This window comes from Massilia sp. Bi118, from assembly GCF_918697865.1.
Classification (GTDB): domain Bacteria; phylum Pseudomonadota; class Gammaproteobacteria; order Burkholderiales; family Burkholderiaceae_D; genus Telluria.
The window spans coordinates 282,424-305,491 of sequence record NZ_CAKKMV010000003.1; the positions used below are offsets into that span (position 1 = coordinate 282,424).

Sequence of the window (23,068 nt, forward strand, 5' to 3'; positions counted from 1 at the left end):
CAAACGCAACAAGCCGGGCCCTGCCTGTCCTCAGACCGTGGCCCTGGCCTCGAAATGCTGCGCGAGGATGGCGCGGATCTGCTCGAAATCGGGCGGCTTCACCAGGTGCCGGTCGAAGCCGGCGGCAATCACGGCGGCGCGCGTCCCCTGGTCGTTCCAGCCGGTCAGCGCCAGCAGGAAGACGTCGGCGAGTGCGGGCAGCTTCCTGAGCGCCGTCGCCACTTCATAGCCGTTCATCACCGGCATGCCCAGGTCGAGGAAGATCACCTGCGGGAGGAAGATCTGCGCCAGCGCGAGACCTTGCGCGCCGCTATTGGCGGTTTCGACCGTGAAGCCGAAGGCGGTCAGCAGGGCTTGCATCATCGAGGCGGCATCGACGTTGTCGTCGATGAGGAGGATGCGTTTTTGCGCATCGTTTGTCGGGGAAGTCATGGGATTAAGCGGCACTGCGCGTGCCATGAGAGAAGAAAGCTTAATCCTGCGGAGTCTGGGCAGGCGGGAAAATGCGACTGGCTTTACGTAAAGCAAGGAACCAGCTTAGCACAGAAAAGTTTGACAACAGGAAATTATTAGCGAGCCTAAGTGTTACTCCGTATCGTCCGCGTCGCGGCGCTCGCCTATCCACTCGAGCCAGTTGCAGCGAGGACATCGGCTGGCCAGGATGGCGCCGACAAACGTGGCGAGTCCCAGCACAAGTATTCCGGCATGCAGGAGTAGCCTGGGTTCGAAATCGTTGAACAGGTTCAGCATCGCACCACCTCTTCGTCAATGTTTTCAATGTAATCCAGGACGACAAAAGACGCCATGAGCGCACGATTGACGTTCCCCACACGCTGCAAGAAATCGAAACATGCCAATTTAGCAATACAATGTCCTTTATCGCAACATATTCGCGCGCGATGTCTGGCAAATTCGTTAAAATAAGGTTTTGATCAAGGCGCGAGAACGATATGCAAGGCATCTGGAATACAGGCTGGGCCAGCAAGGACGGAAAGCCGCCCGGTGTCGCCCGGCATTTCGATGAGGATGCAGGCATGGACGGGGCATCCCCTGCCCTGCTGCGCAAAGTGCTGGTGGTCGACGACGAGCAGGACCTGGCCGACATGGCCGCCGCCCTGCTGGCCGCCCACGGCCTCGAGGTGGTGGTGGCCTACTCCGGTCACGTGGCCATGCAAATGCTTGCCGACGACAAGGACATCGATGCGGTCTTTTCCGATGTGGTCATGCCCGGCATGACCGGCTTGCAGATGGCAGACGCCATCCGCGAGATGTACCCGAAAGTCAAGGTCGTGCTGGCCTCGGGCTATACGGTGCCCTCGCTGCTGGCGAATCGCGAGCGGCCCTATCTCTACACGCCCAAGCCCTACAAGATCGATACCGTGGTGGCCCTGCTCCGCACTTGATGCCATTGTTAAATCCGTTTGGGCGGAAATTGCAAATTTGCCGGTAGCGCAAGCTGCTGCCTGTATGATGGCGCAAACTCGCCCATCGATCCGGGAAGCTCATGACGCTTGCAGATGACCAGAACCGAGCAATAGCTGCGCTGTCGGCGAACGCCAGGCGCATGCTCGAGCTCCGCGATGAGGTGCTGCAGACCTGGGAGCAATGGGTCAGGGAACGGGTGTTCGAAGCCCGCGACGTGCAGCCGCCCTTCCTCATCAATACCATGCCGGCCTTCTACGACAACATCGTCGAGAGCATCAGCCCGGGCACGCCACGCACCTCCGCCGTCGACGGCACCACGGTGGCCGCCGAACATGGCGGAGAACGTGCGCGCATCACCGCCTACAATCACTCCGCCCTGATCGAGGAATACCAGCTCTTCCGCGGGGCGATCTTCCACGTCCTGCGGCGCGAAAACGTACAGCTCGACTTCGACGAGACGCATACCATCAATAGCTCGATCGATTCCGGCATCCAGGAAGCCGTCGAGGCCTTTTCGCTGGTGCACAGCGGCTTTCGCGAGCGCTTTGCGGCGGCCCTGACGCATGATTTGCGGGGCCCGCTGAGCGAGACGGTGACGGCGCTCGAGTTGATCCGCCTCATCGACGATCCGGCGCGGATCAAGTCCGTCGCGGCGAAGGCCTTGTCGAGCGCGCAACGGATGGGGAGCATGATCGACGAGCTGCTGCACACGATGCGCTTCCATAGCGGCCAGAACATCGAGCTGACCCTGACCAGCTTCGACATCTGCGAGGTGCTGAGGGAAATCCGGGCCGACGCCCCCGCAACTTACGGCGCGCGCCTCCATGTGACCGAACGCCCGGTCAAGGGATACTGGGACCGGCCAGCCCTCAAGCGTGTCCTGGAAAACCTGGTCAGCAACGCGCTCAAGTACGGTAGTGCCGGCACGCCGATCACGATCACGCTCGATGAAGCTTACGGACGCATGCTGCTGTCGGTCCACAACGAGGGCCCGCCGATCCCGCCCGACGAACAGGAATGCATCTTCCAGATGTACCGCAGGGCGGAATCCGCAAGAACCAACGACAAGCAAGGCTGGGGCATCGGCCTACCCTATGTGCGCGCCGTGGCGGAGAGCCATGGCGGCAGTGTCGGGCTCGACAGCAGCCAGGAACGCGGCACCACCTTCACTGTCGACCTGCCCGTCGACGCCCGCCCATCCCAGAACGCACCAACCCTCAGCCTGGACTGAGCGCGCGCATCTGAATCCGATTCCGGATCCCGCACGTATAAAGACTTACATTGATGCGCTACAATGATTTCATTAAATCAATGATAAGGTCGCCGTGAGCAGGGACTTCGACGAAAACGAGCACTTGCACCGCCTGCTTGCCGCGGTGGCGCTCGGCGACAGGGCGGCATTCCGCAAACTCTACGACGCCAGCTCGGCGAGGCTGTTCGGCTTTGCCCTGCGCATCCTGAGGAAGGATGAGCTGGCGGAGGAAGCCTTGCAGGATGCCTTCGTGGCGATCTGGCACGCGGCGTCCAGCTACCAGGTCCACTTGTCCGCACCGCTGACCTGGATGGCGACCATCGTGCGCAACAAGGCGCTGGACCTGCGCCGGCGCATGCAGGCCAGCCTGGAAACCGAGCTGGCGCCGCGCGACTTTGACCTGGTCGAGGCCTTGCAGGATGCCGCCGCCGGACCTCAGGAACGCGTGCAGCTGTCACAGGACGCGCTGGCCCTGGCAGGCTGCATGGAGAAACTGGCGGCGCGCCAGCGCCAGGCGATCGGCATGGCCTACTTGCATGACTTGTCGCACACGGAAGTCGCGGCCCAGCTCAGCCAGCCGCTGGGGACGGTCAAGACCTGGATTCGCCGCGGCCTCGAACGCCTGCGCGACTGCCTGACGAAAGGAGGGGCTGCATGAATATCCGGAACAACGCGGTCCTGCGCGAAAGGCTGGCGGCCGAATACACGCTCGGCACCTTGCGCGGCCCTGCGCGGCGGCGCTTCGAAACCTGGCTGCGCGAGGATGCGGAGCTGCGCGTCCTTGTCTTCACCTGGCAGGGCCGCCTTGCGGGCCTGGCCGAAATGGGCCGGCCGGTCACGCCGCCGGCGCGCGTCTGGACCGGCATCGAGCGCCGCCTGCAGCCGTCGTCGGCATCGTCGCAGGCGGCGCCGTGGTGGCAGTTCTGGCGCCTCGGCGCGGCGCGGCCCTGGGCCGGAATGGCGCTGGGCGCCGGCGCCATTGCCGTGGTGCTGGGCGTACTGCTGGCCGGACGCGGCGAGGCGCCGCTGCCGCAGCAGGTCGCCGCCCTGGCCGACGAACAGGCGCGCACTGCCCTCGTGGTGAGCGCCGACCCGGCGCGCAAGCGCCTGCATGTCCGGGTGGCGCAGGATGTGCATGTGCCGGACGACCGCACGCTGCAGCTGTGGGCGATCGCCCGCGACGGCAAACCGCGTTCGCTCGGCATCCTGCCTGATAACCGCAGCGCCGAGCTGGCGCTCGACCAGCGCGCCATCGGTCCGGACGTCATGCTCCTCGCGATCAGCCTGGAACCGAAGGGCGGCTCGCCGAATCCGGACGCGCCGACCGGGCCGGTGCTGTACAAGGGCAGCTGGACGCGCCTGTGAACCGCGCGGCGTGAGCGATCACGCCAGCAGTTTCACGTCCAGCCCCCGCTCCGCCAGCCACACCAAGGCAAGCAAAAGGATCAGCGACGACCCTGCGCCCAGCATGCCCCGGCGGTACAGCACCGTGTTCCGCGCCAGGAAAGCCAAAGGCAGGAACAGCAGGACGATCGTCAGCTGACCGATCTCCACCCCGGCGTTGAAGCCGACCAGCGACAGCAGCAGCGAGGCCCTGGGCAAGCCGAGGTCGAGCAGCACGCTGGCGAAGCCGAAGCCGTGGATCAGGCCGAAGCCGAAAGCCACCAGCGCGCGCCGTCCATGGAACAGCGGCCAGATATTGTTCAACGCCGCCAGCACGACCGAGGCGGCGATCGCCGATTCGACCAGGCGCGAAGGCAGGGTTACGACGCCCAGGGTCGCGAGCGTCAGCGTGATCGAGTGGGCCAGCGTGAAGGCCGTGACGATCCTGAGGACGTCGATGGCGGCGGCGCGGAACGTGTCCCGGCCCTGCCAGCGGCCGTCGCGGTAGACCAGCACCGCCGGCAGCAGCAGCGACAGCAGGAACAGGATGTGGTCGAAGCCGATCCAGATATGCCAGATGCCGTGCCGGACGTAGTCGCCGAACTGGCGCAGCGCCGAGGCATCGCTCACGCGCAGCGTCTGGTGCGCGCTGTCCGGCGCGAAGATCGCGGTCGAAGTCTGGCCGCCATGGCGCAGCTGGAGCAGGCCCTTGTGCTGGGGGTCGATGTCGAACAGCAGCCGGTAATCCACGTCCAGATCGGCGACATCGGCGGCGCAGCTGCCGGTGAAGCGCAGTACCGCGTAGGCGCCGTCGCTATGCTCGTCCAGCAGCATGGCGCTTGAACGCAGCGGACATGGCGCGCCGCCGGCGGCGAGCTTCAGCCGGGCCAGCGCATAGGCGGCGATCGCATCCTGGCGGCTGCGGACCTCGTTCCAGGTCAGTTCGCCGTTGCCGTCGCCGTCCAGGCCGATGGCCATGTCGAGGTCGCGCAGCGCGATATCCCATTGTCCCCTCACCTGGCGCTGTTCGACGTCCAGGGTCAGGTAGCTGTCGCTCGGCTTGTGCGCCCAGGCCGGCGCCGCCGGCAACAGCATAGCAAGCGCCATCAAGCCCAGGAAAACGCGGCGCACGGCGCTCATGCCGGCACCCGCAGGCGTGCGGCGGTGGCGGCGATGCGCCGGTCTTCGATACGGGAAGTCCGCAGCCAGTCGCGCACCAGGCGCGCGGCATCAAGGTCGCCGCTGGCGAGCGCGCAGTCGGCCAGGATGCGCAGGTCGGCCGGTTCCTTCTGTACCGCCCAATTGGCCTTGGCCAGACGCACCGCCGCCGCCGCATTGCCGCGCAGGGCGAGCTCGAAGCGTGCCTGCTCGCGCCGGTGCACGGTATCGCCGCGCAGCTGCGCCGCATCGAAACGGGCGCCCAGGGCCGCGGTCTGCGCCGCCGCCTCGGGCGACTTCATCGCTGTCAAGGCCAGCGCGTAGCGCAGCAGCAGCGCATCCACCCTGGTCTTGTCCTTCAGCAGGCGCGCCACTTCAGGGGCGCGCCCATGATCGAGCAGGAAATCGGCCCAGGCGCCCAGCAGGTAGCTGTCGGGCCTACCGAGCGCCAGCGCCTTGCGGAAGTGCCCTTCGGCGGCGGCGGCGTCGCCGGCCCGCGCCGCCATTTCGGCCAGCAGGGTCTGGACCCAGATGCCAATATCCGGCGTGTCCGGCGGCCGGCGCGCCTGCAGCTCGAGCAGGCGCCGGTAGCTGGCGGCAGCGTCGCCGGAAATGCTGCCGACGCTGGACAAACAGGTCTGCACCACCAGCGCCGGCGCGCGCGAATACAGGCGCATGCAGCTGCCGCGCGCCGCGGCCAGGTCACCGGTCACCATCTGCACCGTGGCGCGGGTGAGCCAGGCCTGCACGTTGTCGCTGTCGCGCTTGACCGCCAGATCGAGGTCGGCCAGCGCCGCCCCGAACTGGTGGGTGCTCTGGCGCAGGGTCGCACGCAGGACCAGCACCTGCTCGGGCGGCTGATTCTGCTTCCACCACGGCGCCAGCGCGGCCTCGGCGTAACCGAGATAGCGCGGATCGCCTTCGATGCGCGCCTGCTCGATGTAGCGCCGCGCCAGCGTGGCTGCCAGTCCGAGGTCGCCCGGCCGGCGGCTCAGCTCAGCGCGCAGGCGCAGCAATTCGCGCTGCACCGGATCGGTGCGGCTGGGCAGGCGCTCCACCACCTGGCCGCCGTCGGCCGGAATGTGGGGCGCGGCGCCGCAGCACATGGAGGCCGGCAGCAGCGCCAGCGGCAACAGCCTTCTCAAAGCGTCCAGCCGCATGGCCTCAGGACGCCGGCAAAGGCTGGGGCTCGGTGTTTTCCGGCGCCGTGGCCGTCACGCCGTCCGTCGATGCCGGTTCCGCCGTATCGCTGGCGGTCGCCACGATCTGGCTGACGTAGGCGAAAAAGGCGTCGGTCATGGCCGGCGGCGGATTCGGCGTTTCCGCCACCGGCGGCTTCGAGCCCATGTCGTCGTCGTCGCTGTGGTGGCAGGCGCCGAGTGTGGCGGCCAGCGCGAGCGCCAGCGCCAGCACCGGCAAGCGGCCCCGCTTCGTTTGCAGCTTCTTCATAATGGTCTCCTCGGCTTATTGATTACCCGGCAGCGGGGCATTCAGGTAGGGGAAGGCCGCCTTGAAGTCGGTCGCGGTCTTGCGTACGCCGTCGGTCAGTTTCAGGCCGCCGGCAGGCGCGTCGCCCGGCTTGCAGCCGACGCCCAGGGCGTCGTTGGCGCCGGTCAGCACGCACAGCGCGCCCATCGCCACGCGCAGCGAGGCGTCGACCACGTCGTCGGCGGGGCGGCGTCCGTTCGGGAAGCCGGCATTGTCGCCGCCTGCCACGCCGAGCTGGTTCTGCGACGCCTGCGGGGTCGGCGCGATGCTAGTGTTCAGGCGCAGCATCTCGGAAGCGACCACGTTCTTCGGCTGGTTCACGCCCGGCAGGCCTTTCAGGAACACGGTCACCAGGTCGTTGCGCGGGAAGTTGGTGGGCGCCTTCGCCGACGGGAACAGGGTCTCGACGACAGCCGGCAGCACGGGGTTGGTCACGTAATTGATGAACTGTGCGTCGTCCTTCGGCTTCGAGGTGTTGAAGCGGTCCTTGTCGTCCATGCCGATCACGACTTCGTTCACCAGCGGCATGCCGACGCGCGACACCTGCGACCAGGCCCCGCCCTCTTTCGCGGCATTGTTGATGCCGGAAGCCGGGGTTGGGTTCAGCAAGCGGCCCTGGCGCATGCTGGCGGTGGCGTAGGCGCCGATGACAGGCTCGCCGCCCGCGGTCAGGCAGGCGATCGGGATTTCGAGGGCGATCGAGCTGACGTTCTTGCCTTCCAGGTCGTTCTTGTTGCCGCTGACTTCAGCGCCGAGCGGGTTCAGGTTGAACAGGTCGAAGATCTTGCCGACTGCGATATAGAAGGGTTCCTTGCGCTGGCCGACGAACACGCGGCCGGTACCGCAGCCCGGAATATTGAGGTCGTAGATGTGCTGGTTGGCGTAGGTCTCGTAGCCGCCCGCGCCGCCGAAGGTCTTCTCGCCGATGTTATCGACCGGTTTGTCGAATTCGCTGGCGCCGCCGGTGCCGGCCAGACGGGTACGGGTGCCGCCGCGGCGGTCGCCCTTCACCATGTCGATCGTATAGGTCTCGCGCACGTTCAGCGAGGGCGGATTGACTCCTTGAATTGTCGACGAATTGATCAGCGGGATCATCACCTGCTTGCCGCCGATCGTCAGGGCCGTGTGCTTGGAGGTGTTCTTGAAGCGGAACTGGAAGGAGATGTCTTCCTTGGCGTCGCCGTTGTTGTCGACGTGGATCTCATACAGGGCATTCTGGTCGAACTGGTAGAAGTTCGGGCCGCCTTGCGGGTCCTGGAAGGGGATGAAGTTGGCGATCAGCGTCACGTAGTCCTGGCGGCCGGATGCGTAGCTGCGGAACATGTAGAAGTCGGTGCCGTCGACCTTGGGCGCGTTGGTCAGGAAAGGCGCCTCGCGGTGGCTGGAAGCGCCCGCCGGCAGCGCCGCCGCCATCAATGCCGCGCCGGCCGCAAGCGCGGCCGCAGCCTTCATTCGCTGTTTACTCGTTGCCATTCTCATCTCCTTGATTTGATGTTATTGATGATACTTCTTGGTCAATAGAACGATATTCCCACCAAAACAGCCTGCGCACGATAGATTTACGAAAATATTTGAGTAAATTATCGATGAGTTCTGCAGATTGTTGCCCTGTGTTTCGTGGTTCCCAGTCCATATACGCAGGCGCGAGCGAATCGGATTCAGAAAATTTTTTGAATCCGAACGCAGATCATCGTTCGTATATGCAACACCAAGCACAACAAGGAGATACGCCATGCATCACACCCACAAAGCAGTACTCGCCCTCATCGCCTCTGCCGTCCTGGCAATCCCGCTCGGCGCAAGCGCCCACGAAAACACGACCATGGTGGGCGGCCAGCCGATGTTCCCCAGCAAGGACATCGTCGACAATGCCATGAACTCGGCCGACCACAGGACGCTCGTCGCGGCGGTGAAGGCGGCGGGCCTGGTCGACACGCTCAAGGGCAATGGCCCGTACACCGTCTTCGCGCCGACCGACAGCGCCTTCGCGCGCCTGCCGGCGGGCACGGTCGACGGCCTGCTCAAGCCGGACAACAAGGCGATGCTGACCAGGGTGCTGAGCTACCACGTGGTGCCGGGCAGGTATGACTTCGCGGCGCTGCAAAGAGAGATCGTGAAACAGGGTGGGAAAGCGAAGCTGGCGACCGCCAGCGGGGGCAGCCTGAGCTTCACGATGAACGGCAGCCGCAACATTCAGGTCATGGACGAAGGCGGACATGCTGCCAACATCAGCACCTACGACGTCGCCCAGGCCAACGGCGTGATCAACGTGATCGATACCGTGCTGATGCCGCAGTAAGCGCGCCGGCAGGCAAGCGCGCGCCAGGCGACTCGATAGTTATTTAAAATGCATGCAAATAATGCATTTATCGGGGAGCGAAATCGTGCGCATGCCGAAACCCCAGGGCGGCTTTACGCTCGTGGAACTGACCGCCGTGATCACCATCGTCGGCGCCTTGTCGGCGGTCGCCTTGCCCAGGTATATGGATACGATGCGCAGCGCCCGCATCGCCAAGATGGAGCTGGCGCGCCACGCCGTCAACGAATCGGCGCAGATTTATCACCTGAAATGGATGCTGGCGGGCTCGCCGGCTGCGGCCACCGTGCTCGGTGAGGTCGAGATGAACGGGGCGGGCTACCCGACCAGCGCCGGCATCCTCGTCGCCGCGGGGCTCACGGATCACTACGATACCCGCGTGGCCGGCGTCATCGCCGCCGATCCGCAGCATCCCGCCTGCCGCCTGGTGTATGCGCCCGCGAGCGGGACCAGCAGCGCCAACTATGCGGATGGCGCGGGCTGCTGAACTCAGTCGTTCAAGCCGTAGGCTTCCCAGCCTTTTTCGGTCAGTTTGACGTACAGCTTTTCCTTCTGCTTGTGCTCGCCGTCGACGTTGCGCCCGAGCTCGGGGAAAGCCTCCTTGACCTTCGGCAGCCTGGCCCAGGCGGCCACGTCCGACAGCTGGTAGGTGTAGATCACGGCCGACTCTTCCTGTCCGCTTTTCTTGACCGGGTCCGCCCAGCGCACGACCTTGTCCAGGGACTTGCGGCCCCAGCACAGCCGCGGCGCCCGACCGGCCTTCTCGCGCAGGAAAGGCTTCGCGGCGTCGGCCATGGTGTAGCGCCTGACCTTCGTCTTCGTCTCCGGCAGGTCCACGTCTTCGGCCCTGGCCAGGCCCGCCGCTTCCAGCGCCGCCATCTGGCCGGCAACGTTGTCCGGGTACATTTTCTGCTGGCGTATATCGACTTCGTAGACGTCGACCGGCCATTTGACGGGGTCGAGGCACATCTCGCCTTTCTTGTCGAAGTACTGGGTGACCGTCACGCCGAAGTTCTTTTCGTTGGCGGAGGTCTTGCTGTTGCAGGCGGACAGCGCGGCGGACAGGGTCACGCAGAGGACGAGGGAGATGGTGGTCTTGGTCATGGTGGGATTATTGTACCAAGGCTGAGTTGTTCAAGCGCCCAGTTCGGCGGCGACCAGGCGCCCCATCTCGCTTACGCCCACCGGCGGACTGAGCAGATAACCCTGCCCGCAATTGAAGCCCAGGTGCTTGACGGCCGCCAGCTGGTCGGGCGTTTCGATGCCGTCGGCGCAGACCGTGATCCTGGCGTCGCGCGCCACCCCGACCAGCGCCGTCAGGATGGCCGATTCATTGTCGTCGCGCGACAGGCGGCGCACCAGCTCCTGGCCGGGCTTGACAATATCGAGCGGGAATTTCTGCAGCGACGACAAGGCCGCCAGCTCGGCGCCGAAGTCGTCCAGCCCCAGGCGCACACCGCGTTTGCGCATGTCGCGCAGCGTATTGGCGGGAAATTTCGGGTCCAGCAGCACGCTTTCGCGCAATTCCAGGCGCAGCAGCGAGGGCGGCAGCCCGGTGTCGTCAAGCACCTTGTTCAAGATCGCCAGGAAACGCGGATGGCGCACCTGCTTCGACGAAACGTTCAGCGTCAGCGGCACCACCAGCCCTGCCCGCACCCAGCCGGCCTGGGCGGTGCAGGCGGTGCGCAGCGCCCATTCGCCGACCGGCAGCATCAGGTTGGCACTTTCCACTTCCTGGATAAAATTGGCCGCGTTCAGCAGGCCCCGCTCCGGGTGCAGCCAGCGGATCAGCGCTTCGATGCCGACGATGCGGCCGCTGTCGAGGTCGTATTGCGGCTGGTAATGCAGGCACAATTCGTCCTCGCGCAAGGCGCGCTGCAGCTCGCGCTCGAAGCGCTTGGCCTCCTTGGCAACCGTGGCGAGCGCCTCGCGGTACATCTGGTAGTTCAGGCGTCCCTGGTTCTTGGCTTCGTACAGGGCCAGGTCGGCCAGCCGCAACAGCTCGTCGGACTCCTGCGCATCGTCCGGAAAGAGCGCGATGCCCATGCTGGTGCCGCTGTAGACCTCGTGCCCGTCCAGGTGATAGGGATGGCTCAGCTCGACGAGGATCTTGTCCGCCAACACTTCGGCTGCGGCCGCTTCGGACAAATGGGTCTGGACGATCACGAACTCGTCGCCGCCAAGCCGCGCGGCAAGGTCGGTTTCGCGGATGTTGGCCTTGAGGCGGCGCGCGACCTCCTTCAGCAGCAGGTCGCCGGCATGGTGGCCGAGGGTATCGTTGATCGACTTGAAGCGGTCCAGGTCGAGCACGTGCACCGCCACCAGGTGCTGGTCGCGCTGGGCGTACTTGAGCGCGTCCTTCAGGCGTTCGTTGAAACTCGCGCGGTTGGCCAGCCCGGTCAGGTTGTCGTGGCTCGCCAGGTGATAGGAATACTCGACGGCGCCGCGCAAGGCTTCCTCGGACTTCTTGCGCGCGGTGACGTCTTCGATGATGGCGAGCAGGCGCGGGCCATCGCCGCTGCCGCGCAGCGAGACCGTGACGTTCACCCACAGTTGCGAACGGTCCTTGCGCAGGTAGCGCTGCTCCGCCACCGTCACCGTCTGCCGGCCGGTCAGCAGCTTGTGGAAGTTCTGGATGGCCGTTTCCTGGTCGGCCGGATGGGTGATGTCCTGGTTCGCCAGGCTTTCCAGCTCGGCCAGGGTATAGCCGAGCATTTCCTGCAGGGTCGCATTGGCGGCGACGAAGCGGCCGTCCGCCGCGCATTCGGCAATCCCGAGCGGCGCATGCTCGAAGGTGGTCCGGAACCTTTCCTCGCTGCGCCGCAATGCCTCCTCCGCATGCATGGCGTCGGTGATGTCGAAGAACAGGACGATCCCGTACAGCGGCTGGCCGGCTTCGTTGCGCAGCATCTTGGCCGTCAGGCGGATCCAGCGCGTGCTGCCGTCCTTGCGCAGCAGCCGGCGGTCGCGCTGGATTTCGATCGCGCCGGCGAGCAACTGGTCGGTGAACTGGCGGCTGCGCTCGCGCTCGTCGGGCGGCGCCAGCTCGAGATTGCTGCGGCCGACCAGTTCCTGCGGCGCGTAGCCGGCGATCGCCGCGAAGGCCTGGTTGACGTAGGTCCATTTGCCGCCCAGGTCGATGTGGCCGATCCCGATCGGCGCATTCTCGTATAAAAGGCGGAAGCGCTGCTCGCTCTCGCGCAACAGCGCTTCGGCATGCTTGCGGTCGCTGATATCGTGCACGACCAGGCTGGCCATGGCCTTGCCGCCATCGTCCGTGAACACCCTGGAGGCGACACGGGCCTGGAAGCGCTCGCCGCCGCTGCGCACGAAGCCCAGCTCGGCCGTCATCTCGCCGCCGGCGGCGCGCCGCGCAAGCGCCTGCGCCACACTGGGGTCGCTGCTGTCGAGCACCCGGCTGAGCTCGAGCGCCAGCAATTCCGCCCTCGTATAGCCGAACAGCCGGCAGGCAGCCGCATTCGCGGACAGGATGCGCCCATCCAGCTCCGTCAGCAGCATGGCGTCGGAACAATGCTCGAACACTGCGCGATAGCAGGCTTCGCTTACCGGGCCGTCGAGGATCCGTTCGTGATCGGGGACAGGTTCGTCTGGCATATGTGCGAGCTCAGGATGGCCCATCCTGCCATGGATAACTTGTCAATACAAGCTGCGCACGCGCGCCGCGCGCCGGCCGCCCCCTACGAGGCTTCCATTTCCTTGCCGCTATTTGCATTGGAAAAAAGCACGTTCTGGGTCGGGAGCGCGAAGGCGATTCCTTCCTGCTCGAAGCGTTCGAACAGGGCGATATTGATCGCCTGCTGCACGTCCATGTAGACCCCGTAGTCCGGCGTCTTCACGTAATACACGGTTTCGAACTCGAGCGAGAAGCCGCCGTAGGACCGGAAATGGGCGCGGTCGAAGCTGGCCTGCGCCTGCGCCTCCACGGCCTCGCGCAGGATGGCGGGAATCGCCAGCAGCTGCTGCCTGGTCGTTCCGTAGGCTACCCGGGTTTCGAACACGGCGCGGCGCGTCTCCATATGTTTGTAATTGCGGATCCGGCTCTTGAGCAGGTCGCTGTTCGAGAACACCACCTGCTCGCCGCTCAGGCTGCGGATCCGGGTGGTTTTCAGGCCCACGTAGGCCACCGTGCCGAGGATATCGTCGACGATGATGAAGTCGCCGACCACGAAGGGCTTGTCCAGCACGATCGACAGCGACGAGAACAGGTCGCCGAGGATGTTCTGCAGGGCCAGCGCCACGGCAATGCCGCCGATGCCGAGGCTGGCGACCAGGGTCGTGATGTTGACCCCGAAGTTATCGAGGATCATCAGCACGATGAGCAGCCACAGCGCGGTGCGCGCGACGAAGCCCAGCGCCGCGGTGGACGTGGTGCTGGCGGCGTCGTCGAAGCTGCGCCGGTTGCGGTAGTGGTGCATCCAGTCGCGCACGCCGACGTCGCCCCAGCGCGCGACCTGGAGCAGGAGCACGGCGATGGCCAGCCGCCCCAGCAGGAGCGCGGTCTTTTCCGGCAAGGCCAGCCATTGCGCACCCGCGTACGCCCCCATCAGCAGCATGAACAGCGGATGGGTGGCGCCCAGGACCTTGACCGCCAGGTCATCCAGGTAGGTGTCGGTGGTCTGCGCGAACCTGTCCAGGCGCCGCACGACCAGTCCCAGGACGACGCGCAGCGCCGCGCTGACGCCTACGCCGATGCAGATGGCGACTGCCCACGCCGTGAAGTCGTTGTTGAGTATCGTGTAATCCATGTCTCCCGCCCTTATGCTGCCCTGGCTTCGACCGCCGCCGTGGCGCCGGCGCCCTCCACCGCGGCGAGGAAATCGTTGCCCCAGCGCGTGACGTCATGCTCGGCGACGATCATTGCCATGCGTCCGGTCCGGTAGGCGCGCTCATCCTCTCCCATGGTCAGGGCCTGGTGCAGCGCCGCCGTCATGGCCTTGCCATCGTAGGGATTGGTCAGCACCGCACCATGCAGCTCGACCGCCGCGCCGGCGAATTCCGACAGGATCAGCACGCCCGAGCCGCCGGTCGCCTTCTTCGCGGCGACGAATTCCTTCGCGACCAGGTTCAGGCCGTCGCGCAGCGGCGTGATCCATGCCACCTCGCAGGCCGCGTAATGCGCGATCACCTCGTCGAAGGGCAGCGAGCGGTAGAAGTAGCGCACCGGCACCCAGTTCAGCGTCGAGAAGCGGCCGTTGATCCGTCCCACCGTGCGGTCGACCTCAACGCGCAGGCTTTCATAGATTTCCATCCCCGGCGCGGCCGGCGTGATGATGTTCAGCAGCGTGACCTTGCCGATGTGTTCCGGGTGCTGCTCGAGCAGCCGTTCGAAGGCCTGCAGCTTTTCGAGCGTTCCCTTCACGTAGTCGAGCCTTTCGATCGACACGATGCCGGTTGCACCGCCAAGGTAATCGCGGATGGCGGCGGTCTGGCGGGCCACCTCCGGGCCCAGGGCCAGGCGCTCGATCATGCCGGCATCGGTGCCGACCGGATGGGCGCCCAGGTGCACGCGGCGGCCGCCGACGTCGATGGCGGTCGTCATGCTGTCGACCCCGAGCGCGCAGCCATAGGTCAGGAAGCGCGGTGCGCACGGCGCCGTGTCCACGACGTCGACCGGCGCGAAGGAGCGCACGGCGTCGACGAAGTTCTCCACATAGCGCGGAATGTGGAAGCCGACGTAGTCGCACTGGAGCAGGCTGCCGATGATGTCGCGCCGCCACGGCAGGATATTGAAGACGTCGCTGGCCGGGAAGGCGGTATGGTGGAAGAAGGCGATGCGCAGGTCGGGACGCAGCGGCCGCAGGAAAGCCGGCACCATCCACAGGTTGTAGTCATGCACCCAGACGGTGGCGCCCTCGCCCGCCTCGCGCGCGGTCTGCTCGGCGAACAGGCGGTTCACCTCCAGGAAGCGCTCCCAGTGCGCCTGATTGAACTCGGCCTTGTCCGGGAAGGAGAAGATGATGGGCCAGAAGGCTTCCTTCGAAAACTTCTTGTAGAACACGTCGACATCGTCGGCGCTCAAGGGGATGCGCGCCGCCTGCAGGTTCGGATAGCGTTCGCGGTCGACATGGACATGGGTGACGAAGCCCTCGGGATCGCGGCAAGCCTGTTGCGACCAGGCGACCCAGGAACCCGCGCGCGCGCCGGCGAAGAAGCGCAGCAGGGTCGGGATGATCCCGTTCGGACTGCGCGGACGGCGATGGCGCAGCACGCCATCCTCGACTACTTCGTCATACGGCAGGCGGTGGTACACCATGACCAGCTCGGCCGTTCCGGACGGGATCGCCGGCGCCGGATCGGCCTTTGGCACCAGCGCGCCATGGTGCGCGAGTCCCTCGAGGATGCCGTCGCAGCCGACTTCGCCGGCGATATGCACCAGCGGACGTTTGCGCACGCGCTCGGCCAGCGCCGGCTCGGCGCCGCCGACGACGATGCCGCGCAGGCCGGTTTCGAACATCGACAGATCGTTGAGGGTATCGCCGGCAACGACGATGGTCGCCGGATCGATGCCGGCCGCCTCGGCCAGGCGCAGCACCGCCGCCCCCTTGCTGACGCCGCGCGGCAGCACGTCGAGGTAGCAGCCGGCCGAGAGCAGCAGGTCGCAGCCGAGCGCATCGACGGCGGCGCGCAGCGCGGGCGTGACGCTCTCCTCGCTGGCCAGGAAAGAGCAGCGGCGCTCCTGGGGCACGCTCTGGCGCCGCAGGCCCGGGAAGCCGGCCAGCGCCTTCAGCACCGCCTGCGAGCCCGGCCAGCGGGCGGCGGTTTCCTGCTGCAGTTCGTCGACCGGGCGCAGGTCGCCATGCACGATGGTGGCGCCGACGTCGGCGATGATGTAATCCGGCGCTGGAATCGTCGGGTCGCTCAACAGCGGCAGGATGGATTCGAGGCCGCGTCCGGTCACGAACACCAGGCGCCTGCCTGCCTGTGCGGCGGAAAACAGCTCGCGCACCTGGCGCCTGCCTTCGACGCCGCCGGCCAGCAGCGTGCCGTCGAGATCGGTTGCAAGTACAAAATTATCAGGAGACAGGCGCGCGGCCAGTCTTTGCGGAAAAGCGATAGTCATCGTCTTCGTCCTTTCAGAGCGATGTGCCCGGCGCTGCGGCGCCGGCCTGGTGGGTGTGCCGGCAATGCCGGCGCAAGGCGAACACAATCGGGACCGGGCGGCGCAGTTGCGCACACACGTCGATTGCCAGGAAGTGAAGACGCGGCCGGGCGATGCCGACGCGTCAGGCAGGGATGCAGGATTCCCTGGAAGAAGCTTACATCTTAACAACTTTTATACATTTGTGCAAATGTATCTTGTGCAAAACCGGCGCCGGGTCCGTTCACCCGTGCGCCGAAAACCTGGAACTTGCCAGCCAGGCGCGCACCCGGTTGGCGTCCGCGGCACGCGAAAACTTGCCCTGCGCGTCGAGGAAGACCATGATGGTCGGCCGCCCCCGGACCAGGGCGTGCAGGACCATGCAGCGGCCGGCCTCCGAGATATAGCCGGTCTTCTGCAGGCGTATCCTCCAGCTGCGGTTGGCCGTCAGGCGGTTGGTGTTGTGGTACACGGTCTGCTGCCGGCCCTGCCTGATCGTATGCTCGCGGTCCGTCGAATAGCGCCGTATGAGCGTGTGCCGTTCGGCGGCGATCACCAGCTTCGCCAGATCCTGCGGGCTCGAGACATTTGCGCTCGACAGGCCGGTCGGCTCCACATAACGGGTGCTCCGCATGCCCAGCTGGCGCGCCTTCGCGTTCATCGCCGCGACAAAGCCGGCGGTGCCGCCCGGGAAGTTGCGGCCCAGGGCCGAGGCCGCCCGGTTCTCGGAACTCATCAGGGCGATGTGCAGCATGGCCGTGCGCGACAGGCTGGTGCCGACCCGCAGCCTCGATGAGGAATACTTCAGGCGGTCGACGTCCGCGCCGGTGACGGTCAGCTTTTCGCTCATGTCCTGCCCGGCTTCCAGCACGACCAGCGCCGTCATCAGCTTGGTCAGCGACGCGATCGGCATCGCCACGTCCGCATGCTTCCCGTACAGCACCTTTCCCGTCTTTGCATCGAGGATCAGGACGGCGCTCGACCTGAGCGCCGCCAGACGCGCGGCATGCGGCGTCCTTGCCGGGCGCCGCCGCGGCGGCTTGGCGGCCCGGTGCTTCCTTGCGGTTTTCGCCTTTTTTACTGTGGAAACGTGCTTTTCCCTGGCTTGGACGGAGGATGGGGGCACCGCCAATAGCGCCAGCGCCAGGTACAGGGAAGCAAAGAATTTCATGTCGTCGAGGTGGCAAGCGAACTCGGCCATCGTAGTCAGCCATACTTAGCAAACCCTTAGCGCCTGGAAACTTTTGCGGCGCAGCCCGCCGCTAAGAGCGCCTAACAAAACCTTCAGGGCAAGGCGCATCGCCGCAGTGGCGGACCACGAAGACAGTACGCTAGTACGGCGAGACGATGCAACGCCGCCATGGAGGCTTTGTTAGGCGCTCTAAGTCTTCGCTAAGTGTCAGTCCATACCATGCGTTAATCACGCTCATCAGTTGTTTCAACGGGCCTAACTTTTACTCTCATGACATCGACAAAACGACCGACCATCCCGCTCGCCTGCCTGCTTGCCCTGCTTGCGGCGGCGTGCAGCCTGCCAGCGATCGCCGCGCCGAAGCACCGCCATGCCGCGAAAGCGAAAGCGCAGCCGGACGTCGTCGGCGACTTCCACGCGCTGGCCCAGCAAAATCCATGGGCCTGCGAGCCGCTTGCGAGCGCCGGGGCCGGCAAGCCATGGCCCGGCGCCGAATCGTCCTGCGCATGGCAAAACCGTTTGCACATCCAGCGCTGGAGCTGGCGCGACGGCGCCGCGCCGTCCTGCCTCAGCAGCCAGGCGCGCTGGTGGCATTGGGCCCAGGCGGGCTTGCAGCCGACCGTGCCCCGCAGCGTCTGGGACCGGCGCTGGACCGCACAGACCCTGCACATGCGCGCCGGCGGCGAGGAGCGCCTGTTGATCCTGCGGCGCGACGGCAAGGACGGCTGGGAGGCGACCGAATGGCGCTGGAATCCGAACCCCCGCCCCGCGACCCGCCGCTGGCAGGAGGGACGCTGGAAGCTGCTGCTGGAAGCGGCGTCGCAGCCGCAGTTCAGGAGCGCCGCCGCGGACAGCGCCGACGCCGCCCGCATGCGGCCCATCTGGCCGCGGCTGCTCGGCACGCGGCCCGGCGAGATCGGTTCGCAGGGCCTCGCCCTCGAGTCGGGCGGCCTGTGTCTCCAGGCGGGCAATCCGCTGCCGGGCCAGACCAAGCTGCACCTGTCCTATAGCCCGAACGACAGCCGGCTGGAGCAGCGCGCCGCGATGCACCTGCAACTGAGCAGGCAATATCCGGAGGCGAAATGGCTGACCCAGTTCAAGATGCTGGACATGCCGGCCAACCTGCCCAGCGGCGCCAAGTTCCTCGCCAGCTGGGTCGAGGGCGGCCAGGTGATCGGCCAGCTGTGGATGCCTTTGAAAGGCGACGCCACGACCGTGCGGCTGCGGGTCACCACGCCCTTGCCGCCGCACCAGGGCGACGGCATGGCCGCCGCGGGCAAGATCAAGCCGGTCGTCGAGCGCGAGCTCGAGGCGATCGCGATGCAGTGGGCGGCGGCCTATGAATGACACCTCTACCCTGCCGCTGTTCTTCTTTTCGCCGCTGGCCATCATCGGCGCCGGCCTGTTGCTGGCCCAGATGTTCGGCGTGCTGCTGCAACGGCGCGGCGTGCCCCGGCTGTACGGCGCCGTCGCGGCCGGGCTGATCCTCGGCATCAGCGGCTTCGGCCTGGTCGACACTGCGCTGCTGACTTATTTCCAGGAGCTGCTGAATGCCGCCTCGGCCCTGGTGCTGTTCGAGGCCGGCCGCAAGATGGACCTGGTATGGCTGTGGCGCAGCCGCGCCCAGGGTGCGTCGCTGCTGCTGGGCTGCGTGCTGCGCGGAGCCTGCGCCGTCGCGCTGCTGGTCCCGTTCGGCGTCAGCTGGAGCGAAGCGGCCTTCATCGCCTCCATCCTCATCGCCATCAATCCGGTGGTGTTTACGTCGATGGTGGCCGACCATAACGCCAGCGGCGTCGCGACCTATGCCGCCGCCAATGCGGTCGGCCTGAGCCAGCTGGTGGCGCTGGTGGCGCTGTCGATTTCCCTGGCCTGGGTCCGCAGCCACGGGGTGACGGACGAAGTGCCGTTCGCCGACCAGCTGCTGCACCAGGGCGGCAAGCTGCTGCTGGGCGCGGCGATCGCGCTGGTGTGCTACGGCGTGTACAAGGCGGCGTCCAGGATTTCGCGGGCGGAGGCCGGCCTGCGCCCCGGCATCCTGCTGGCGACCCTGATGCTGGACCTGGGCCTGTGCTCGGTGACGGCATCGAGCGCTCTGCTGTCGCTGCTGCTGATGGGCTTACTGCTGCGGAACGCGGAAAAGCGCGAGAACGTCTTCCAGGCCCAGCTCAGGACGGTGCAGGATATCGGCTATGCGCTGCTGTTCATGATGTCGGCCGCGCTGGTCCAGTTCGACCAGGTGCTGCACTGGACAGTGCTGCTGATGGCGCTGGTCCTGTTCGCGATGCGGGCCGCGGTGACGCGGGTCGCGCTCGTGCCCGGCCAGGCCTGGAGCACACGCAAGAAGAATGCGATCGCACTTTGTGCCTGCTCGCTGGTAAGCTTCAGCACCCTGGTCGTCGACAGCTCGATGTCCAACGCCGCCTACCTGAGCGACACCGCAACGCGCCTGATGCAGGCGATGCTGGCCCTGAACGTGCTGGTGGCGCCCGCGATTACCTGGGTCGGCCTGCGGCTGGCCGGCGAAACACATGAAGGGAGCGAACAATGACAGAAGCAACGACGATGTCCGACAGCGAAGCCGCGCAGGCACGCGCGGTGGCGGGCGCCGGCCCGGCCTTCCTGCCACCCTTCGCCAACTCGCGCCTCGGCAGCATGGGGATCGAGCTGGAGCTGATGGTGCTCGACCGCCTCACTTACGACCTGCTGCCGGCCGCCCCCGATATCCTGCTCCTGCTCGACAAGCAGAAAAAGGACTGGGTGGCGACGCCCGAGATCACGACCTCGATGCTGGAAGTCGCGACCTCGGTGCTGGGCAGCTATCGCGAGGCCGCCGAGCAGGTCGAGGAAATCCGCACCAGCGTGCAGCGGGCCGCCTTTGCGGTGGGCGCGGCGATTTCCGGCGGCGGCGCCCATCCCTTCCAGAAGTGGAACGAGCAGCGCATCTATCCGAAGGACCGCTACCGCGCGTCGGCCAAGAAGTACGGCTACCTGGCCAAGCTGTTCACGGTGTTCGGCATGCACGTCCACATCGGGATGCCGAATGCCGACGAAGCGGTGCGGGTGGGCGCCTGGCTGACCCAGCGCGCGCCGCTGTTCATCGCGCTGTCGGCCAACTCGCCGTGCTGGCAGGGGGAGGATTCCGGCTTCTGCAGCGCCCGCAGCAACGTGGTCGGGGCCTTCCCGATGAGCGGCATCATGCCGGCGGACGTGCGCAACTGGCAGGAATTCTCGGACCATTTCGATCGCCTCGCCCAGCACGGCATCGTCAACAGCATCAAGGATTTCTATTGGGACGTCCGGCCCAAGCCGGAATACGGCACCATCGAATTGCGCGTGCTCGACACCCCGCTCCACCCGGGCTATGCCGCGGCGCTGGCCTGCTATGCGCGGGAGCTGTGCATCGAAATGGCGCAGCAGCCCGGCGCCTGGCCGGGCGGGAACGCGCGCGAGCTGTATAACTGGAACCGCTTCAACGCCGCCAAGGAGGGCGTCCAGGGCAAGTGGATCGACCCATGCACGGGCACGGAGCACACCATCGAACAGGTGGTGCGCGACGACCTGGCGCGTCTGGCCGCGCGTTCGGACGATCCGGATTTTCCGGAGGCGTGCAAGCTGATCGACGAGCTGCTGCGCGACGGCGGGCAGGCCCGCTGGCTGACCTCGCACATGGCTGCCGGCGCCGGCATGAACGACCTGGCGCGGGTCGCCGCCGAGATCTTCGACCGTCCCCTGACGACCGGTGCGGGAGCCGGGCGATGAGAGTGCTGCTGGTGGAAGACGACCCCATGATCGGCAGCGTCGTGCAGCATGCGCTGCGCGATGCCAGCTACGCGGCGGACTGGGTGCGCGACGGCGAGGCGGCGCTGACGGCGCTGCGGACCCTCGAGTACGAACTGGTCCTGCTCGACCTGAACCTGCCGCGCATCGACGGCATGGCGGTGCTGCACGCGATCCGCAAGGCGCGCAACGACGTACCGGTGCTGGTGCTCACGGCGCGCGAGGCCACCGAAGACCGCGTGGCGGGCCTGGACGGCGGCGCCGACGATTACCTGGTGAAGCCGTTCGCGATGAGCGAACTGCTGGCGCGGATGCGCGCGCTGACCCGGCGCAAGGACGGCAGCACCAGCACGGTCCTCGGCAACGGCATCGTCGAACTCGATCCGGCAACGCACGAGGCGCGCATCGGCACGGCGGCGGTACGCCTGACGGCGCGCGAGTTCCCGCTCCTGCAGGCCTTGCTGGTACGGCCCGGCGCCATCCTCTCCCGTTCGGACCTGGAGAATCGCGTCTACGGCTGGAACGAGGAAGTCGAAAGCAACGCGATCGAATTCCTGATCCACTCGCTGCGCAAGAAGCTGGGCAGCGACATCATCAAGAACGTGCGGGGCGTGGGATGGATGGTCGCGAAGGACCGCTGAAGGCATCGCTGCGCTTCAGGCTGTCGCTGTGGATCTCGACGGCGATCCTGGTCGGCGCGGCCGTCGCCGGGGTCTATTCCTACATTGCCGCCACCGACGACGCCCACCGCAACCAGGACACGCAGCTGCGCCAGGTCGGTTATCTGATCAGCAGGCTGGACGCCGCCCCCACTTCGCCGATGGCGCGAGAACGGGTGGGCGACGTCGACTTCGACGCCCGGCTCGTGGTGCGCTTCATCGCGGCGCCAGGCGGTCCTTTGCCCCGCACCGAGCGCCCGCCCAACTTCTCCCCTTCCCTGCCCGACGGCCTGCAGACGGTCACCATCGGCACCGAGACCTGGCGCGTGTTCGTGCGCACCAACGCCAAGGGGGTGCGGGTCGCGGTCGCGCAGCAGACGGCGGTGCGCGACGCCGCGGCCCGCTCGAGCGCCCTGCGGACCGTCATGCCTATCCTGTTCCTGGGCGTGGTGCTGGTGCTGATGGCGGCGCTGCTGGTGCGCACGATGTTCCTGCCGCTGCAGCGGCTTGCCGCCCAGCTCGGCGCACGGCGCGAACACGACCTCGGGGAACTCGACCGCGCCGAGCTGCCGTCGGAAGTCTGGCCCTTCGTCACCGAGATCAACAAGCTGATCGCGCGGACGGTCCGCGCGCTGACGCTGCAACGGCGCTTCATCGCCGATGCGGCGCACGAGCTGCGCTCGCCCATGACCGCCATGTCGCTGCAGGCCGAAAGGCTGGCGGCAAGCGAGATGCCCGGCGAGGCGCGGGCACGCCTGGAGGCGCTGTCCGCGGGACTGTCGCGCACCCGGATCCTGCTCGACCAGTTGCTGGCGCTGGCACGCACCCAGGAGTCCGGAGACAAGCAGCTGACACGGGTGCCGCTGAAGAAGGCGATCCAGGAATGCCTCGAAGACCTGGTGCCGCTGGCGGAAGCCAAGGCGATCGACCTCGGGATGGTCGGCGATGCCGATCCGCTGGTCGCCGGGCGCCCCATGGATATCCGCATTCTCGTCAAGAACCTGGTCGACAACGCAATCCGCTATACCCCGCAGGGCGGAAGAGTCGACATCAGCGTGGCGGACAGCGAAGACGGCGTCATTCTCGACATCGACGACACCGGCGCCGGCATCCCCGCGCACGAACGGGACCGCGTGTTCGATCCGTTCTACCGCGTGCTCGGCAGCGGCGAGATCGGATCCGGCCTGGGGCTGGCGATCACTCTATCGATCGCGAACCAGATCGGGGCCGCCATTTCGCTGATGGAGAAACCCGACGGCACGCAAGGGCTGCGTGCGCGGGTGGTGTTTCCTGTCTGCTGAGGGCGACCCGCTGGAAC

Annotated in this window: 22 protein-coding genes; 11 read left to right on the top strand and 11 right to left on the bottom strand. The window is 66.4% G+C overall.

Annotation, left to right across the window (positions count from 1 at the left end):
• Window positions 1–30: 30 nt before the first annotated feature.
• Together LQV39_RS05930 and LQV39_RS05935 are read right to left on the bottom strand one after the other, a co-directional pair.
• The gene (locus LQV39_RS05930) at window positions 31–432 is read right to left on the bottom strand and encodes a response regulator (protein ID WP_230021199.1); all 402 of its coding nucleotides are present in this window, start codon (window positions 430–432) and stop codon (window positions 31–33) included.
• A 153-nt stretch (window positions 433–585) separates the two neighbouring features.
• Window positions 586–750, bottom strand: coding sequence for a hypothetical protein (locus LQV39_RS05935; RefSeq protein WP_230021207.1), 165 nt, complete (start codon window positions 748–750; stop codon window positions 586–588).
• A gap of 284 nt (window positions 751–1,034) precedes the next feature.
• On the opposite strand from LQV39_RS05935, the gene LQV39_RS05940 reads away from it, so the two are divergent.
• The 4 genes from LQV39_RS05940 to LQV39_RS05955 all read left to right on the top strand — a co-directional run bounded on the left by LQV39_RS05940 (window position 1,035) and on the right by LQV39_RS05955 (window position 4,042).
• A complete protein-coding gene (locus tag LQV39_RS05940; protein ID WP_230021219.1) occupies window positions 1,035–1,403 on the top strand; it encodes a response regulator in 369 nt (122 codons plus the stop codon).
• A gap of 161 nt (window positions 1,404–1,564) precedes the next feature.
• A complete protein-coding gene (locus tag LQV39_RS05945) occupies window positions 1,565–2,656 on the top strand; it encodes a sensor histidine kinase KdpD (protein WP_230021227.1) in 1,092 nt (363 codons plus the stop codon).
• A gap of 94 nt (window positions 2,657–2,750) precedes the next feature.
• Entirely contained in the window at window positions 2,751–3,335 is a 585-nt protein-coding gene (locus tag LQV39_RS05950) for a sigma-70 family RNA polymerase sigma factor (protein WP_230021229.1), read from the top strand.
• Complete coding sequence (locus LQV39_RS05955; protein ID WP_230021232.1) at window positions 3,332–4,042, top strand: anti-sigma factor domain-containing protein; 711 nt, start codon at window positions 3,332–3,334, stop codon at window positions 4,040–4,042. Before LQV39_RS05950 ends, LQV39_RS05955 begins: the two co-directional genes overlap by 4 nt.
• Window positions 4,043–4,060: 18 nt before the next feature.
• Here the strand turns inward: LQV39_RS05955 and LQV39_RS05960 are convergent, their stop codons facing one another.
• The 4 genes from LQV39_RS05960 to LQV39_RS05975 are packed head-to-tail and all read right to left on the bottom strand — an operon-like array spanning window position 4,061 to window position 8,179.
• Complete coding sequence (locus LQV39_RS05960; RefSeq protein ID WP_230021235.1) at window positions 4,061–5,200, bottom strand: HupE/UreJ family protein; 1,140 nt, start codon at window positions 5,198–5,200, stop codon at window positions 4,061–4,063.
• Complete coding sequence (locus tag LQV39_RS05965; protein WP_230021239.1) at window positions 5,197–6,378, bottom strand: hypothetical protein; 1,182 nt, start codon at window positions 6,376–6,378, stop codon at window positions 5,197–5,199. The genes LQV39_RS05960 and LQV39_RS05965 overlap by 4 nt, the downstream gene beginning before the upstream one ends.
• Window positions 6,379–6,382: 4 nt before the next feature.
• Window positions 6,383–6,667, bottom strand: a complete 285-nt coding sequence (locus tag LQV39_RS05970; RefSeq protein ID WP_230021241.1) for a hypothetical protein — start codon at window positions 6,665–6,667, stop codon at window positions 6,383–6,385.
• 15 nt (window positions 6,668–6,682) lie between these two features.
• Window positions 6,683–8,179 carry a DUF4331 domain-containing protein gene (locus tag LQV39_RS05975; protein ID WP_230021243.1) on the bottom strand — a complete coding sequence of 499 codons (1,497 nt, stop codon included), beginning with the start codon at window positions 8,177–8,179 and terminating at the stop codon, window positions 6,683–6,685.
• A gap of 259 nt (window positions 8,180–8,438) precedes the next feature.
• On the opposite strand from LQV39_RS05975, the gene LQV39_RS05980 reads away from it, so the two are divergent.
• Entirely contained in the window at window positions 8,439–9,005 is a 567-nt protein-coding gene (locus LQV39_RS05980) for a fasciclin domain-containing protein (RefSeq protein ID WP_374199408.1), read from the top strand.
• Window positions 9,006–9,096: 91 nt separating this feature from the next.
• Window positions 9,097–9,510, top strand: coding sequence for a type II secretion system protein (locus tag LQV39_RS05985; protein WP_230021245.1), 414 nt, complete (start codon window positions 9,097–9,099; stop codon window positions 9,508–9,510).
• 2 nt (window positions 9,511–9,512) lie between these two features.
• On the opposite strand, the gene LQV39_RS05990 is transcribed toward LQV39_RS05985, so the two are convergent.
• The 5 genes from LQV39_RS05990 to LQV39_RS06010 form a co-directional block, all read right to left on the bottom strand.
• The gene (locus tag LQV39_RS05990; protein ID WP_230021247.1) at window positions 9,513–10,127 is read right to left on the bottom strand and encodes a hypothetical protein; all 615 of its coding nucleotides are present in this window, start codon (window positions 10,125–10,127) and stop codon (window positions 9,513–9,515) included.
• Between the two features lie 30 nt (window positions 10,128–10,157).
• Window positions 10,158–12,638 carry a PAS domain S-box protein gene (locus LQV39_RS05995; RefSeq protein ID WP_230021248.1) on the bottom strand — a complete coding sequence of 827 codons (2,481 nt, stop codon included), beginning with the start codon at window positions 12,636–12,638 and terminating at the stop codon, window positions 10,158–10,160.
• An 83-nt stretch (window positions 12,639–12,721) separates the two neighbouring features.
• Complete coding sequence (locus LQV39_RS06000; RefSeq protein ID WP_230021249.1) at window positions 12,722–13,789, bottom strand: mechanosensitive ion channel family protein; 1,068 nt, start codon at window positions 13,787–13,789, stop codon at window positions 12,722–12,724.
• 11 nt (window positions 13,790–13,800) lie between these two features.
• Window positions 13,801–16,104, bottom strand: coding sequence for a glucosylglycerol-phosphate synthase (gene ggpS / locus LQV39_RS06005; protein ID WP_230021251.1), 2,304 nt, complete (start codon window positions 16,102–16,104; stop codon window positions 13,801–13,803).
• Window positions 16,105–16,366: 262 nt separating this feature from the next.
• Window positions 16,367–17,323, bottom strand: coding sequence for a serine hydrolase (locus LQV39_RS06010; RefSeq protein ID WP_230021254.1), 957 nt, complete (start codon window positions 17,321–17,323; stop codon window positions 16,367–16,369).
• Window positions 17,324–17,584: 261 nt separating this feature from the next.
• Here LQV39_RS06010 and LQV39_RS06015 point away from each other — a divergent pair, with 261 nt between their 5' ends.
• The 5 genes from LQV39_RS06015 to LQV39_RS06035 are packed head-to-tail and all read left to right on the top strand — an operon-like array spanning window position 17,585 to window position 23,051.
• A complete protein-coding gene (locus LQV39_RS06015) occupies window positions 17,585–18,661 on the top strand; it encodes a hypothetical protein (protein ID WP_230021257.1) in 1,077 nt (358 codons plus the stop codon).
• The gene (locus tag LQV39_RS06020) at window positions 18,654–19,862 is read left to right on the top strand and encodes a cation:proton antiporter (RefSeq protein ID WP_230021260.1); all 1,209 of its coding nucleotides are present in this window, start codon (window positions 18,654–18,656) and stop codon (window positions 19,860–19,862) included. The genes LQV39_RS06015 and LQV39_RS06020 overlap by 8 nt, the downstream gene beginning before the upstream one ends.
• Window positions 19,859–21,073, top strand: coding sequence for a YbdK family carboxylate-amine ligase (locus LQV39_RS06025; protein WP_230021263.1), 1,215 nt, complete (start codon window positions 19,859–19,861; stop codon window positions 21,071–21,073). Before LQV39_RS06020 ends, LQV39_RS06025 begins: the two co-directional genes overlap by 4 nt.
• Entirely contained in the window at window positions 21,070–21,732 is a 663-nt protein-coding gene (locus LQV39_RS06030; protein ID WP_230021266.1) for a response regulator transcription factor, read from the top strand. Before LQV39_RS06025 ends, LQV39_RS06030 begins: the two co-directional genes overlap by 4 nt.
• Window positions 21,708–23,051, top strand: a complete 1,344-nt coding sequence (locus LQV39_RS06035) for an ATP-binding protein (protein ID WP_230021269.1) — start codon at window positions 21,708–21,710, stop codon at window positions 23,049–23,051. Before LQV39_RS06030 ends, LQV39_RS06035 begins: the two co-directional genes overlap by 25 nt.
• Window positions 23,052–23,068 lie beyond the last annotated feature (17 nt).